We start from the raw sequence: 13,718 nt of genomic DNA on the forward strand, positions 1-13,718 counted from the left end.
TTATCGGATATCTAAAAGAAGATTCAAGAGAATCATTTGTGGACATAGGAAAAAATTAAAACTCTCAGAATCAGCAGTGCGAAGACGTGTAAAAAATCTTATAGGAAATGGAACCATCAAAAAATTCACCCTAGAATTAGGTGAAGAAAATGCCACCAGTGCAATTGTATTAGTTTCAGTAGATTCTGCAACAGACACATCAAAAGTTTCATTAAAACTTGCAAAACTTGATGGTGTGAAAACAGTTTATGAAATTACGGGACAATACGATATTACAACAATTATGAGCGCATCAAGTATTGCAGAAATTAACAACAGTATTGATGCACTAAGAAAGATTCCAGGCGTAGTAGACACTAATACAGTGATTATTTTAAGAAAAGTTATCTAAAACGACTTTCGGTTTAAAATTTTAATTCAAAACTAGATTAGGATCGTTTTTAGTCATTTTCAACGAAACTAGTACGAATATGTTTATATCATCAATTAATGTCAACGGATTCTGTAATGAAAGATCCGAATCACTATGCAAACATGTACAATGCATATGAAAAGAATCCAAAGAAAATCAGAGTCCTAGACAGTACTCTTAGAGAGGGTGAACAACATCCAGGTGTTTCATTTACAAACAAACAAAGAATCCAAATTGCATGGATGTTAGATTATTTTGGAGTAGACCAAATTGAAATTTCACCAGTAGTGTCAAATGATCATAAAGAAGCAACTAAAACAATAATCAAGCAAGGACTAAAAGCAGATATTGTTTCTCATGGACGTGCTCTCAAAGAAGACATTGACGTTTCATTAGACTGTGATGCAAAATGGTGTGCAGCATACTTAGGAATTTCAGATATTCATCTAAAAGACAAGCTTCGTATTTCAAGAGAAGAGGCACTTGAAAGAGCTGTTGAGACAGTAGAGTATGCAAAATCACATGGATTGAAGATTAGATTTACAGTTGAAGATGGAAGTAGGGCAGAGCCAGAGTTTTTGCTCAAAGTTTGCAAAGCAATAGAAGAGGTCGGAGTAGACAGAATTAGCCTACCTGATACTGTTGGAATATTACGTCCAATTGGAATGTATAATTTTGTAAAAAAAGTAAGAGACTCAATAGATGTCCCACTAGATGCACATGTTCACAATGATATTGGGTTTGCAGTAGCTAATGCCTTTTCAGCATGCGATGCAGGAGTTGATCAAATTCATACTACAATTGACGGGATTGGAGAGAGAACAGGAATACCTCCACTTGCAGAAGTTGCAGTTGCTTTAACATATCTGTACAAATCACCAAATGATTTCAGATTAGATATGTTACTAGATTTATCCAGATTAATTGAAGATTATACAACAATCAAGCCTTATGACTCAAAGCCAATAGTTGGATCATCAGCATACAAACACAAAGCAGGAACACATCTTGCAGCCATACTAAGAAACCCAGCAGCATATGAGCCCATACCTCCTAGAGCAGTTGGGAACAGAAGGAGAATTGTATTTGGGGAATTAGCAGGAAAAACAGGGGCTGCATACTTGATGTCATTATTAGGATTAGAGAAAGATGATAAGAGTGCAAAAGCTGTAGCAGCTGGATTAAAGGGTCTCAGAATGGGAGATCTGATTGAAATTCCGCTTGAAGACAGACTTGAAAAGATAATTAACGATAAATAGAGAGGAGGTGGAGAAGAGAATATGTCAAAATGTGAAGAATGTGATGCAGATATTTCCATACCAAGTGACGCACTTGAAGGAGAAATTGTAACGTGTCCGGAATGTGGCGCAAGTTTTGAATTAGTAAAAGGTTCAGATGGTTTCGATCTAAAGCCTGCCCAAACGGTTGGCGAGGATTGGGGGCAGTGAGTCCTGACGTTACGATTCTTTACGATACCATCCGTTGGGAAGAAAAAGGCCTACTAGAAGCAGGCAAGAAAAAAGACATCAACATACAGATGGTAGATTGTAAGAAGTTAGCAGTAGATTTAGAAAAAAAGCCTGAAGATTATGGTGTAGTTATACAAAGATGTGTAAGTTATTACAGGAATTTGCATTCAACTGCAGCACTTGAGGGATTAGGAGTCAAAGTTATCAATTGTCTTAACACAGGAATATTTGCAGGAAACAAGTTATTCACACATATGTTACTAAAGAAAGCTGGAGTACCAACACCAGACGCAACAGTTGCTTTTTCAAAAGATGCAGCTTTGGATGCACTAGACATACAGGGATATCCCAAGGTAATCAAACCAACAGTTGGAAGCTGGGGCAGATTAATTTCAAAATTAAATGACAGAGATTCTGCAGAAGGAATTATTGAAAGTAGAGAAAACATGTACCCAATTTATCAAGTTCATTATCTAGAAGAATTTGTAAAAAGACCGCCCAGAGACATTAGAGCAATTATGGTAGGAGACAAAATTGTCGCAGCGATTTACCGAAACTCTGAACATTGGAAAACAAACATGGCATTAGGCGGAGTAGCAGAGCCATGCGAGGTAACACAAGAGATGGAAGAAATGTGTATTAAGGCAAAAAAAGCAGTTCAAGGAGATATCGTAGGTGTAGATTTGATGGAAAGTGATGAGAAAGGATTGGTTGTTCATGAAGTAAACAATACAACAGAATACAAGAATACTGTAAGAGTGTGCGAAGTTGACATTCCTTCTCTGATGCTAGACTATGCACTGAAGATAGAAAAGTAAGAATTGGACACTCATTTTACAGTCACACCAAGATTCGCAACAAAGATGCTTGAAAAAGCATTGAGGCTTTACACGCCATCTCTTAGTGAAAAACCAATGGCAGAATTTCTTGCAGACAAATGCGATGATTTAGGGTTTGAGGATATTCAAATTGATGAAGTGGGAAATGTAATTGCTCGAAAAGGTTCAGGAGCACCAACGATTATGTTGTGCGGGCACATGGATGTAGTACCAGGTAAAGTCAAAGTAAGAAAAGAAGGGGATTCACTTTATGGCAGAGGAGCATCAGATGCAAAAGCACCATTAATGGCAATGTTATTTGCAGCAGCTGCAATACAAAACAATAATGGAACAATAATTTTTGTTGGTGCAGTTGATGAAGAAGGGAATGCTGCAGGAATTAAAAATTTAGTTAAAAAAGAAATGGGTGTAGATTATGCTGTTTTTGGAGAACCAAGTGGAATAAAACAAGTTACAATTGCATACAAAGGACGATTAGCAATCAATCTCAAGATAAGTGTGGAGGATAGTTCGCATGCAAGTGCTCCATGGCTTTCAAAAAATGCAATTTTAGAGTCAATGATTTTTGCAAGAGAGTTAAAAGAAAAACTAGAAGAAAATCAAGAAAATAAAACAAAAGGGATGTTGTTGACGGCAACCATGACTGAAGTAAAAGGAGGAACAAGTCACAATGTTACACCAAAAGAATGTGAGACTACTTTTGATATTAGAATTCCAGTAGATATGAATTGTAAATCTATTGAACAAAAAATTGCAACATTAGTAAAGGAAATTGCAGAAAAAAGAGAAGTAGAGGCATTTTATTCAATTCTTGATGAAACAGAACCATTTGAAGCAGCACATAACTCTCCACTAGTACGTGCATTTACACTTGGCATCATGGATGTAGAGCATTCTAGACCAACTCTGATTAGAAAAACAGGCACTGGAGACATGAATGTGTTAGGAAACCAATGGAACATTCCAGTTGTAACATATGGTCCCGGTGATCCTCATGAAGCCCATACAATTGATGAAAAGGTTTCAATTGATGAATACCTTAGAGGAATAGAGATTCTCAAAAAGATGCTACAGCATTTAAAAAGACTTCATGATAGAAAGATGCAGTAATGCTGTGGTTTGTAGGTTTAGGAATTTCAGGATTCAAATCAATTCCTCATGAAGCAATAGATGTTTTATCAAAGGCAGATATCGTGTATCTTGAACAATTCACTAGTCCTATTGGAAAATCAGATCTGAGTAAAATAAAAAATTCAATAAAAGGAGAATTTAGGCCAGCAAAAAGATGGTTGGTAGAAGATGGAAATGAAATTTTAGAAAATGCAAAGAAAAAGAAAGTGGTCTTGCTATCATATGGGGATCCATACATTGCTACAACACACATTGAGTTACGAGAAAGGGCAATTAAAGAAAAATAAAAACATATTCCATTCATGCATCTTCGTCATTAACTTCAATGATTGGAGAATGTGGTTTGCATTTTTTACAAAGTTGGAAGAATTGCAACAATAATGAGTGAAATGAAATCACTTACAACACCATATTATGTCATTTACAAAAACGTCATAGAAGGGAATCACACAGTACTTCTCTTAGAATTTAATCAGGACAAAGATTTTTTCTTAGATCCAAAAGATGCATTAAACGGACTACTAGAAACTGAAAAAGGACAACTACGAAAAGTCATTAATACATCAACATTTGCAATAATTGCATCAAGAATAGGATTCAAAGACCAAGAGATAGTTTCAGGTAAGATTTCCAGCCTGAAAAAGAGAGATTTTGGAAAACCACCTCATACAGTTATAATTCCAGGAAGATTGCATTTTACTGAATCAGATGCATTGAAAGTTTTAGGTGAATGTATTGATGAGCCATTTGATAATTCTGAGAAAACACGAAAGATCTCAATTCAAATGATTGAGAAATATGTGCCAATGGTAAGAGAAGCGCTTGAAGAAGTTAAACCACACTATAAGGATCAAAAAGAATTTCAGGTAATTTTAGAAAATGCAGAGTTGTATGTAAAAGACGCCGAGAAATTTTTAGAAGATGGGCAAGACGAAGTATCTATCCTAAGTATCGGTTATGCAGATGGATTAGTTGATGCATTAAGGTTAGCAAAAGGTCTAGATCCAAAAATGTAGTTTTAGCGATGAATTAAAGAGAGGGTGACAAATAGAAAAAATGTTGGAATCAAGCCAAAAAGTAATTCTTTCTACAATGTATGTATGCCAAATTGAAAATACAGAACCATTTGAAAAAATTAAAGAAAAAACCATGTTTTCAGACGAAGAAATAAAATCAAAAATTGATGAATTAATCAAAAATCAACTTGTTAATGAAGATAAAAAATCACTTACAGAGTTAGGACGAAACTCATTACGAGTAGTATTGGCAGGAGGTGTTTTTGATATTATTCATCCAGGACACATTTACACACTAAATGCAGCAAAAGCATTAGGTGATGTTCTTGTTGTAGTTGTGGCTACAGACAACACTGCAATAAAAATGAAAAAAAGACAACCACTACATTCTCAAGAGCAAAGAAAAGAGTTGGTAAATTCATTATCAATGGTAGACCTTTGCCTAATAGGACAAGAAGATGATATTTTCAAGACCGTAAATAACGTAAGGCCACAAATAATCGCACTAGGATACGATCAAGTTCACCAAGAAAAATCCATCATAGACGGTTGTAAAAGAATCAATCTTGATGCAGCAGTTGCAAGGTTACAGTCTCCAATTCCAGACAGCTCTAGCTCAAAAATTCAAAAAGAGTATGGAGAATCAATACATGGAATTTAACCAGTAACAGGAATTTTTACCGATACCTTAGAACCATCTTTTAGTTTTGCAGTTTTCCTCAAACATGTTTTAGAGATCAATTCCACAACAGAATTATCATGATGAGTGCGTTCAAGTAAAATTAAATCGCATTTGATGGAATTATTTAATTTTGCAGGGAAGCATTTTACCCAACCGTAAGTTCTCTTTCCATCTGAAAAGCTCTTAATTTTAATTCCATCCAAAGTTTCAAATTGTTTTATTGCTTCTTGATGAATTTTTTGATCTAGTCTCACATTAAGAGTTCCTGGAAATGGAACATATCCAATTTTAGACTTGAATTGTTTTGTATATCCTTTTAATCCCATGTAATATGCACCCTCACCCATACCAGAAACTAAAGTTCCTTTTAGTTCAACATTTGAAGGAAAAGAGTCTAAACTTTTTTGTAAAATTGCAGATAATTTTACCATTTCAGAAAAGCCTTTGGATGTAATCTTCACAGAGATATTTCTTCCACTAATGATCCTATCAATGAATTGGTTTTGTTCTAATTCAAGTAGATGTTTCGATGCAGCTTGTTGTGATTTTTTAATGCTTTTTCCCAAAGAAGATGTTGTGATTGTGACATAGTTATGTTTTGCACCTTTAGATAAAAGATAAGATAAAGTTAGAATGTGCTGAATTTTTAGTTCAGACATCTAAGTCCCTATGCTACGCCTAAGTCACCGAATGTTTTGAGAGTCATTCCATCAGAGTTTGATAGTTTAGCTACTCTGTGTCCAATGACACATTCAATTCCTGCATTTTTGGCACCCTCTAAAAGTCTCTGAGTTATGATTCCATCTAGTAGAAGGTATTTGATTCCAGATTGAGTTGAAAGTTTACTGACAACTTCACTTATTGGAACTTTGAAAATTTCATTATTGTCAGCATCTAGTGCAATTGCTTCAAGAGTTTCATTTAGGGTTGGGAAAATTTTTGATGCCATTTCTGCAAGTGGTTTATCATTTTCACTTTTTAGTGCGGGTGATGGTTTTCCACCTTTAATCTCTGCTGCAACAGGACTAAGAATTTCATCAATTCTTTGTGGAGTTAATTCTTCAACTTCAACATCATTATCAGCTCTTAATTCATAATCAAGAGGAACAACGGATTTGAGTTCTTTAAGAATAAATCCACCTGCTCTATCACCATCTAAGAATGCTACAACAGTATCTTTAGAATTACATAATTCTTTGATAGATTCATCAATTTTTGCACCTTCAATTGCAAGAGCATTATCATATCCAGCTCTGAGAAGATTAATCACATCTGCTCGTCCTTCAACTAAAATTACCCAGTTAGAGTCAGCTAGACCTGAACTGCAAGTAAGTTTGGATGGCCCGTATGTAGTTAATTTTCCAGTGTCACCCTGATGAACATCATTTAGCATGGTTTCTCCTTCACTGACAGTTTTAGTTGCCCATTTTTGCTTGATCTCTTTTGCACGTCTTACAATATCGTCTTTCTTTGCAGCACGTACATCATCAATTGCTTCTAATGTAAACTTGCAATCAAATGGGCCTACTTTGTCAATGCTTTCAATTCCTGCGGCAATTAATGCACAAGTATCAATATCAGTACTCATAGGAATCAATGCATCTCCAGATGTAGTATTTGCAGTAGTTCTTGCATTTACTTCAATGCGACCTACTTTAGAAACTCGTTGCAGTTCATTCAGATTCATCTCAGGGCCCAACAGTCCTTCTGTTTGACCGAAGATTGCTCCGATTATATCTGCCCTTTCAACGAGCCCATCAACTTCATAGGAAAGTTTAACATGATATTTGACAATTCCTGATTGAGGCATAAATTATTCATCTCCTTAATTATCATATTTTGACTCTCTGTATTCGATATATGAGGGTATCGCAAAATTTTGAACTAAAAAACTAGTATTTTTCAAAAAACCCACATCAGAGTATCTATAGATAAATGTAAAAATGAAAAATGATGGTGTGTTTATTCAGTACTAAATGAATGACCACATGAGCAGGATTTTGTAACATTTGGATTGTTAATCTTAAATCCAGAACCCATCAGGCTTTCAATATAGTCAACGTTTGCACCTTGTAGATGGTCAACGCTGTAACTGTCAACTAGAAGTTTTACACCATTTTCTTCCATGACTAGGTCATCTTCTTCTGGTGCTTTTTCAAAGCCCATTCCGTAAGACAAACCAGAACAGCCTCCACCCTGAACATATACCCTAAGGTATTCAGGAGATTCTGCCTCTTCTTTCATGAATTCTTTGATTTTCTCAGCTGCTTTTGCAGTAACTGTGATCATCTTTTGTGTTTGCTCAGTTGCCATAATGAACAAAAAAGTCGTTTTTAAATATAATAAGCTTTTCCAACCCAACACACTAGTAATCCAAGAGAATTGGGCCTGTTTTTTGTCAAAAATTTAGTGATCAGCAATATGTTTGACAAGATCACTAGAAGTGATTATACCAATAACTTTGTCATCATCAATTACAGGCAGTTTTCGAATATTTCTTGTAGACATTAGATCGGAAGCAGTCCAAAGATCAGAATCAGGTTCAATAGAAATCAAAGGAGAAGACATTATTCGTCTAACAGGGGTGTCAATAGGATATGCATGAGCAGCTATTTTGATTGCAAAATCTCGATCAGTTACAATTCCAACAGGGGTACCTTTTTCTAGAACAGTAATTGAACCAACACCACAATCTTCCATCATTTTTGCAGCATCAGTTGCGGTAACAGACGAATCAACGGATAGAACAGAATTACTCATGATTTCTTTTACAGAAGTTTTTTGTTGAATAGGGTCCGAATTCATGTTTGGTATTATATCAAGTGATATTTCAAAGGATTTACTGGATTTCAAGTATGATAATCATGTTCATTGAAATCAGAACCTAACTGAACAGTTAGAATTACAGTAGAATCAGTTGTTTGGAATTTTAATTCCTTATCAGGCAAGAAACTACGAAATACTTGAGTTAACAATTGTTCTGTAAAAACAGACCATTTCATCCCCAGTTCATGTTGAATCAAAAAGCTATGCATATCACCCTCAATTCTATGATCAGAATTCATTCCTGATGCCCTCATGTAATCTTCTAATGTCTCAATACATCGTTTAAGATCATAACCACCTTTGATAAACAAAACAGTATCTTTAATCATTGGAAAAATCAATGTTATAATTTCATCAATATCTTTTCCATCAAGCTCACTTCCCAAAGATTCCAAGATTCCTTTGGGTACGGGAATCATTCCTATTTTGTTTGAAAATCTATCCCATTGAATGTATTTTTCTAGAATTTGTTTTACAAGTACATTTTGAGAAATGCTTTTCATAGTAGCCTCTGTTTCTAATTCATTGACTAACTTTTCAGGTAGTCTATAGGTAATGCTACGCGTAGACTCTTTTTTTTGATTATGAATCTGTCTGTTTGAAACCAACTTTTCTTTCATCATATTTCAGATCTTCCAGTTATAAAACAATAGTTAACTCGTACTAGACGAGTTAGGAACAATTTCGATGTGGGTTTCTTCCAAATTACACTGAAGGGATATTGATTTTACCTTACTCTTGTAAAGGAAGTATTTTTTCCCATCCTCATTGATTGAACCGGAGATTGCAAGCAATTTTGCATCATATAGTGTCTGTAATCTGCGGTAAACAGTACTAATGGGGATTTTTTTATCACCGGATAACTCCATTGCAGATTTGGGTTTTTCTAGGGTATCATGGAGGATTTGTTTGCAATATTTGTCAGCTAGGACTTCTAAAATTATTTGCTTACGTTCATCATCCATTACTTTTTGGGTTTGGATTAATTCTTGCATGATTTCCACATGTGATAATCAGATATAATCAAAGGGTATACATTGCAAGACACTGCACTCGAATATTATAAATTCCCATAATTCTACAGAAATGTATGGAACGTATGCCAAAAATGATATCTGTTTTGATTTTAGTGTTTTCGATTTCATTAGTTTCTATCACAGTTAATTTTGCTAGTGCACAAGCAGTACCAGAATGGGTAAAAAATACAGCATTGTGGTACGGTGAAGGAACCATCTCTGAAGGAGAGTTTCTCAACATGATAAAATTTCTAATTGAAAATAAAGTAATAGTGCTAGATAGTGTTATGGAACCAGTTCCACAAGCAATTAATGCACAGATTACCATTCCAAATGGAAACTATGATGTCACAGGTGCAGGATTTTATTCGCCATTGAACTTGGAGATTCCAATAGACACCACTGTTACATGGGTAAATGATGATTCAGTACCTCACAATATCCAAAGTACTGACGGAAAGGGACATGTCATACAATTGTTTAACAGTCCACCACTTAACACTGGAGATAAATTTGAGTTTACGTTTGAAGAATCAGGAGTTTACAACTATTACTGCTCATTTCATCCTTGGAGAGTAGGATTAGTTACAGTATCTTAGAGGCAGTAAAACTCTAGTTTTTGTGATTTAATAAAATAAGAGGAAATAGGAAATAGCTATTTCTTTGATTTGTTGACAAATGCAGTCATTCTCTCTTCACGGTCTGGATGTGTAAAGCAGTTTCTCCATGCAAGAATTTCTAGTCCAAGACCAGTATCAAGATCTGCATTTCTTCCCTTGTTGATTGCAACTTTAGACATCTGTACACCCATTGTAGAGTTTCCAGCAATTTGTTGTGCCATTTTCAAAGCTTCTTCTTGTAATGATGCAAGAGGAACCACCTGATTTACAAGACCAATTTCTTTTGCCTCATCTGCTTTGATCATTTTACCGGTGTAAACAAGTTCTTTTGCCTTTGCTATTCCCACTATTCTCATCAATCTTTGAGTTCCACCCCATCCAGGAGGAACTCCAATTGTTACTTCTGGTTGACCTAGTTTAGCAGTATCTGCCGCTATTCTAATGTCACAAGACATTGCAAGTTCACAACCCCCACCTAAAGCAAAACCATTAATGGCTGCAATGGTTGGCTGTTTGACTAATTCAACTGTTGAAGTAACAAGTTGACCAGTTTTTGCATATTCTACTGATTCATCTGCAGAGATTTTGGACATGTATTCAATGTCTGCACCAGCAGAAAATGCCTTTTCGCCTTCACCAGTCAAAATGATGACTTTGACATCATCATTCTGATTTAGTTCTTCAAAGGTTTTGATCAGTTCTTTTGCAACATCAGTGTTCATAGCATTAAGTTTGTCAGGTCTGTTTATCTTGACAGTACAAATGCCATCAGAAGTAGATGTAGTAACTAGTGACATGAAAATTTGTCAAGTCATGCGAGACTTAAATGTTATCTATTTTTTAAGAAATTTGCCCCATTGAGATAATGCTGCTGCAGCTTCTACCCAAGTTCGAAGGTCTTGGTAAACTGGAACATTATGTTTCTCAACTAATTTTGCCATTTTTTCGGTGTATGGACCACCATTACATCCAACTAAAAGGGGTTTCTTTCTTGTCTTTTGGAAATCAGCAAGATGATCAACAATTGTTTCCTCAAGTGGATCATCTTGGAAAACAAACCAAGGCATTGCAATATCAATATTTTTTTCATCCATAAATTGTTGAATGACGAATCTATAATCTTCGGCAGTTGCACCGCCACCTACATCAGCTGGATTACCGTTATGGATAGGAACAGCTGGTGGGAAATGTGCTTTCATTTTTTTGACACGTTCTGGAGATAATTTTCCAATGGTAAGACCAAATCTTTCTAATTGATCCATTCCACCAATCATTGGACCTGCACCATTACTAGTCATTGCAACTTTGTTACCCTTTGCTGGAGGTTGCCATGCAAGTGCCTTTAAGACTCCAGCAAGTTGCTGATAACTGTCAACTGAGATAATTCCTGCTTGTTTGAATGCACCCATAATAATTGCATTAGAACCTCCAAGTGAACCTGTGTGAGAAGCTGCTTGTTTTGCGCCAGCTGCAGTTCTTCCACTCTTCCAAATAACAATTGGTTTCTTCTTTTCTTTCATTACACGTTTTGCAACATTGATGAATTTTCTACCATCACCAAATCCTTCAACGTATAATCCAATTACTTTGGTTTGAGGATCATTTGCAGCATACCATATCATATCTGCTTCATCAACATCAGAACGATTACCAAAGCTAATCATCTTGGATAAACCAAATGTGTCTGCACTCTCCAACATACTAATTCCCATAGTTCCACTTTGTGAGAAAAATGCTACTGGACCTAATTTTGAACGTAACATTCTTTCTTGTCCTTGGAATGCACAGTCAAGACGATTAGCAGCATTGAACATACCAATACAGTTTGGACCAATAATTCTGATTTTGTGTTTTTTAGATAATCTAGCTACTTCAGCTTCATATGCAGCCCTTTCGCCACCAAGTTCTTTTCCACCACCAGATACAATTACTACACTATGTACTCCTTTCTTTGCACAGTCTTCTAAAACAGGAGGAGTCATAGACAAATCAACTGATATTACAACAAGATCAACTTTATCTGGAATTGCTGCAACAGATGGATAGCATTTCTGTCCAAAGATTTTGTCAGCCTTGGGATTAATTGGAATCACCTTTCCTTTGAAATCATAATTTACTAAACTATCTAAAATTGAATTTCCAATCTTTCCAGGTGTTGCTGAGGCACCAACTAGTGCAACAGTTTTTGGAGTAAAGAATGTCTCCATGTGTTCTTTGTTTGGTTTTGCTTTAGAGATAGAGTCCTTCTTTTTCTCTTTATTTAGGATGATTTTTGCATCTACAACAAAGTGGGATTTTGGATATACAATTACAGGGTTAAAGTCAATACTGTTGATATAATCTGCATTTTCTACGCCTAGTTTTCCAATGCTTACCAACATTTTTGCAATCATGTTAAGGTCAATTGGTTCACTTCCTCTGAAACCTTTGAGAAGTTTGGAGCCTTTGAGTTCATTTAACATTGATTTTGCATCAGAAGTTGTAATTGGAAGCATTCTAAATGCAACATCTTTCATTACTTCAGTCATAATACCTCCCATTCCAACCATAATGATTGGACCAAACTGGGAATCGTTTTGAATACCTACAATTAGCTCAACACCTTTTGGAACCATCTTTTCTAAAAGAATTCCTTTAACATCAACTCCTTTCTTTTTTGAAAGTCTACCGTACATGTCTTTGAATGTCTTTTTTACATCATTGACATTGTCTAGTCCAACTTTTACCCCGCCAACATCAGTTTTGTGCAAGATTTGCGGAGATACCACTTTCATAACAAGTGGAAAACCAATTTTCTTTGCTTGTTTTACTGCATCCTCAGCAGAAGTAACTAATGCATAAGGTGGAACTTTAACGCCATAAGTTTTGAGAATAGACTTTGATGATTCTTCAGTGATGACTTTGTGATCAGTTTGGATAATTTCATCAAAAATTTTCTTAACTGCAGCCATCGTTCGATCGATGAAATCAAAACTCAGTATATTAAACTTTGGTCAAAGATGAAATACAGATTTGTAATTGTTGTAAAAATTCTTCATATTTGATTTTACAAGTGAAATATTTTCATTGATGTCTAAACGGATTTTTTCTGGATCGATGTCAGGTATTTGTTTTAGTTTTTCTTCAGTGTTATCAAGCCAAAGATTCACCATTTCTTCATTTACTTCAATATGGAATTGTAGACCAACAGCACTTTTGTATTGAAATGCTTGATTTTGGTAATGCTCAGATGAGGCCAATCTTGTGGCACCATCAGGCAGATCAAAGGTATCACCATGCCAATGAAATACAGTAAAGGGGTTTTTGAATCCTGAAAAGAGAACAGAGTTATTTTTTATTTCCAAGTCATTATAGAAACCAATTTCTTTTTTAGTCCAGAGTATACTTTGCCACCAAATGTTTTTGCAATTAATTGAGATCCTAAACATATTCCTAAAACAGGAATGTTTTTTTCAACAGAATTTTTGATTAATTCTTGTTCTTCTTTAAGATATGGTAAATCATCATTTGCACTTTCAGGAGCTCCTAAAAGTACAACAAGGGAAAAATCTGAGGTTGGAAGTTTTTCATGTTTTGCATTTACTGATGTAATATCAAATCCGTCTGCTTTGAGAAGATCCCCAAGGTAACCAGAACCTTCAATTCGAGTATTTTGAACAAGTAAAACGTTTGACATATTTTCTATATACAAAAGCGCTTAATATGTT

General features: G+C 35.3%; 19 protein-coding genes. 9 read left to right on the forward strand and 10 right to left on the reverse strand.

What is annotated here, in order from left to right:
* Positions 1 to 76: 76 nt before the first annotated feature.
* The 8 genes from NKOR_RS07240 to NKOR_RS07270 all read left to right on the forward strand — a co-directional run bounded on the left by NKOR_RS07240 (position 77) and on the right by NKOR_RS07270 (position 5,528).
* Positions 77 to 391 carry an Lrp/AsnC family transcriptional regulator gene (locus tag NKOR_RS07240; RefSeq protein ID WP_014963707.1) on the forward strand — a complete coding sequence of 105 codons (315 nt, stop codon included), beginning with the start codon at positions 77 to 79 and terminating at the stop codon, positions 389 to 391.
* A 116-nt stretch (positions 392 to 507) separates the two neighbouring features.
* Positions 508 to 1,671, forward strand: coding sequence for a LeuA family protein (locus NKOR_RS07245; protein WP_039773989.1), 1,164 nt, complete (start codon positions 508 to 510; stop codon positions 1,669 to 1,671).
* Between the two features lie 21 nt (positions 1,672 to 1,692).
* Positions 1,693 to 1,860 (forward strand): alpha-aminoadipate/glutamate carrier protein LysW/ArgW, encoded by a 168-nt coding sequence (lysW/argW, locus tag NKOR_RS07250; RefSeq protein ID WP_014963709.1) that lies wholly within the window; start codon positions 1,693 to 1,695, stop codon positions 1,858 to 1,860.
* Positions 1,857 to 2,699: a lysine biosynthesis protein LysX gene (gene lysX, locus NKOR_RS07255; RefSeq protein WP_014963710.1), complete on the forward strand. Its 843-nt coding sequence runs from the start codon at positions 1,857 to 1,859 to the stop codon at positions 2,697 to 2,699. The genes lysW/argW and lysX overlap by 4 nt, the downstream gene beginning before the upstream one ends.
* Before the next feature lie 3 nt (positions 2,700 to 2,702).
* Entirely contained in the window at positions 2,703 to 3,830 is a 1,128-nt protein-coding gene (locus NKOR_RS07260; RefSeq protein ID WP_016939315.1) for a M20/M25/M40 family metallo-hydrolase, read from the forward strand.
* Complete coding sequence (locus NKOR_RS10415; RefSeq protein ID WP_232202945.1) at positions 3,830 to 4,138, forward strand: SAM-dependent methyltransferase; 309 nt, start codon at positions 3,830 to 3,832, stop codon at positions 4,136 to 4,138. The genes NKOR_RS07260 and NKOR_RS10415 overlap by 1 nt, the downstream gene beginning before the upstream one ends.
* Positions 4,139 to 4,189: 51 nt before the next feature.
* The gene (locus tag NKOR_RS07265) at positions 4,190 to 4,867 is read left to right on the forward strand and encodes a DUF357 domain-containing protein (protein ID WP_238535965.1); all 678 of its coding nucleotides are present in this window, start codon (positions 4,190 to 4,192) and stop codon (positions 4,865 to 4,867) included.
* Between the two features lie 40 nt (positions 4,868 to 4,907).
* Positions 4,908 to 5,528, forward strand: a complete 621-nt coding sequence (locus NKOR_RS07270; protein WP_014963712.1) for an FAD synthase family protein — start codon at positions 4,908 to 4,910, stop codon at positions 5,526 to 5,528.
* Here the strand turns inward: NKOR_RS07270 and NKOR_RS07275 are convergent.
* From NKOR_RS07275 to NKOR_RS07300, 6 genes are all read right to left on the reverse strand, one after another.
* Complete coding sequence (locus NKOR_RS07275; protein WP_014963713.1) at positions 5,525 to 6,208, reverse strand: DUF120 domain-containing protein; 684 nt, start codon at positions 6,206 to 6,208, stop codon at positions 5,525 to 5,527. The genes NKOR_RS07270 and NKOR_RS07275 overlap by 4 nt on opposite strands.
* A gap of 8 nt (positions 6,209 to 6,216) precedes the next feature.
* Positions 6,217 to 7,359, reverse strand: coding sequence for a DNA primase DnaG (dnaG, locus tag NKOR_RS07280; protein WP_014963714.1), 1,143 nt, complete (start codon positions 7,357 to 7,359; stop codon positions 6,217 to 6,219).
* Between the two features lie 152 nt (positions 7,360 to 7,511).
* Positions 7,512 to 7,862: an iron-sulfur cluster insertion protein ErpA gene (gene erpA / locus NKOR_RS07285; RefSeq protein WP_014963715.1), complete on the reverse strand. Its 351-nt coding sequence runs from the start codon at positions 7,860 to 7,862 to the stop codon at positions 7,512 to 7,514.
* A gap of 93 nt (positions 7,863 to 7,955) precedes the next feature.
* Positions 7,956 to 8,354, reverse strand: coding sequence for a CBS domain-containing protein (locus NKOR_RS07290; RefSeq protein WP_016939317.1), 399 nt, complete (start codon positions 8,352 to 8,354; stop codon positions 7,956 to 7,958).
* A gap of 44 nt (positions 8,355 to 8,398) precedes the next feature.
* On the reverse strand, positions 8,399 to 8,995 hold the full coding sequence (locus NKOR_RS07295; RefSeq protein ID WP_014963717.1) for a hypothetical protein: 597 nt from the start codon (positions 8,993 to 8,995) through the stop codon (positions 8,399 to 8,401).
* 33 nt (positions 8,996 to 9,028) lie between these two features.
* Complete coding sequence (locus tag NKOR_RS07300) at positions 9,029 to 9,370, reverse strand: helix-turn-helix domain-containing protein (RefSeq protein WP_014963718.1); 342 nt, start codon at positions 9,368 to 9,370, stop codon at positions 9,029 to 9,031.
* Between the two features lie 95 nt (positions 9,371 to 9,465).
* Between NKOR_RS07300 and NKOR_RS07305 the strand changes: the two genes are divergently transcribed.
* Entirely contained in the window at positions 9,466 to 9,990 is a 525-nt protein-coding gene (locus tag NKOR_RS07305) for a cupredoxin domain-containing protein (RefSeq protein WP_014963719.1), read from the forward strand.
* 56 nt (positions 9,991 to 10,046) lie between these two features.
* Here NKOR_RS07305 and NKOR_RS07310 read toward each other — a convergent pair whose 3' ends face one another.
* Genes NKOR_RS07310 through NKOR_RS10425 form a run of 4 tightly spaced genes read right to left on the reverse strand, consistent with a single transcriptional unit; the run spans position 10,047 to position 13,687 of the window.
* On the reverse strand, positions 10,047 to 10,808 hold the full coding sequence (locus NKOR_RS07310) for an enoyl-CoA hydratase/isomerase family protein (RefSeq protein WP_014963720.1): 762 nt from the start codon (positions 10,806 to 10,808) through the stop codon (positions 10,047 to 10,049).
* A 36-nt stretch (positions 10,809 to 10,844) separates the two neighbouring features.
* Entirely contained in the window at positions 10,845 to 12,962 is a 2,118-nt protein-coding gene (locus tag NKOR_RS07315; RefSeq protein ID WP_014963721.1) for a 3-hydroxypropionate--CoA ligase, read from the reverse strand.
* A 42-nt stretch (positions 12,963 to 13,004) separates the two neighbouring features.
* Positions 13,005 to 13,355, reverse strand: coding sequence for a type 1 glutamine amidotransferase (locus tag NKOR_RS10420; protein WP_232212286.1), 351 nt, complete (start codon positions 13,353 to 13,355; stop codon positions 13,005 to 13,007).
* The gene (locus NKOR_RS10425; protein ID WP_232212287.1) at positions 13,346 to 13,687 is read right to left on the reverse strand and encodes a type 1 glutamine amidotransferase; all 342 of its coding nucleotides are present in this window, start codon (positions 13,685 to 13,687) and stop codon (positions 13,346 to 13,348) included. The genes NKOR_RS10420 and NKOR_RS10425 overlap by 10 nt, the downstream gene beginning before the upstream one ends.
* Between the last annotated feature and the right edge of the window lie 31 nt (positions 13,688 to 13,718).

It is taken from the genome of Candidatus Nitrosopumilus koreensis AR1, from assembly GCF_000299365.1.
GTDB classification, from domain to species: Archaea; Thermoproteota; Nitrososphaeria; order Nitrososphaerales; family Nitrosopumilaceae; genus Nitrosopumilus; species Nitrosopumilus koreensis.

What these genes read in the sequence shown, in the direction of transcription:
- NKOR_RS07245 (WP_039773989.1), top strand. Translation starts at nt 508, where the DNA reads ATGAAAGATCCGAATCACTATGCAAACATGTACAATGCATATGAAAAG.
- lysW/argW (WP_014963709.1), top strand. Translation starts at nt 1,693, where the DNA reads ATGTCAAAATGTGAAGAATGTGATGCAGATATTTCCATACCAAGTGAC.
- NKOR_RS10415 (WP_232202945.1), top strand. Translation starts at nt 3,830, where the DNA reads ATGCTGTGGTTTGTAGGTTTAGGAATTTCAGGATTCAAATCAATTCCT.
- NKOR_RS07270 (WP_014963712.1), top strand. Translation starts at nt 4,908, where the DNA reads ATGTTGGAATCAAGCCAAAAAGTAATTCTTTCTACAATGTATGTATGC.
- NKOR_RS07275 (WP_014963713.1), bottom strand. Translation starts at nt 6,208, where the DNA reads ATGTCTGAACTAAAAATTCAGCACATTCTAACTTTATCTTATCTTTTA.
- dnaG (WP_014963714.1), bottom strand. Translation starts at nt 7,359, where the DNA reads ATGCCTCAATCAGGAATTGTCAAATATCATGTTAAACTTTCCTATGAA.
- erpA (WP_014963715.1), bottom strand. Translation starts at nt 7,862, where the DNA reads ATGGCAACTGAGCAAACACAAAAGATGATCACAGTTACTGCAAAAGCA.
- NKOR_RS07290 (WP_016939317.1), bottom strand. Translation starts at nt 8,354, where the DNA reads ATGAATTCGGACCCTATTCAACAAAAAACTTCTGTAAAAGAAATCATG.
- NKOR_RS07295 (WP_014963717.1), bottom strand. Translation starts at nt 8,995, where the DNA reads ATGAAAGAAAAGTTGGTTTCAAACAGACAGATTCATAATCAAAAAAAA.
- NKOR_RS07300 (WP_014963718.1), bottom strand. Translation starts at nt 9,370, where the DNA reads ATGCAAGAATTAATCCAAACCCAAAAAGTAATGGATGATGAACGTAAG.
- NKOR_RS07305 (WP_014963719.1), top strand. Translation starts at nt 9,466, where the DNA reads ATGGAACGTATGCCAAAAATGATATCTGTTTTGATTTTAGTGTTTTCG.
- NKOR_RS07310 (WP_014963720.1), bottom strand. Translation starts at nt 10,808, where the DNA reads ATGTCACTAGTTACTACATCTACTTCTGATGGCATTTGTACTGTCAAG.
- NKOR_RS07315 (WP_014963721.1), bottom strand. Translation starts at nt 12,962, where the DNA reads ATGGCTGCAGTTAAGAAAATTTTTGATGAAATTATCCAAACTGATCAC.
- NKOR_RS10425 (WP_232212287.1), bottom strand. Translation starts at nt 13,687, where the DNA reads ATGTCAAACGTTTTACTTGTTCAAAATACTCGAATTGAAGGTTCTGGT.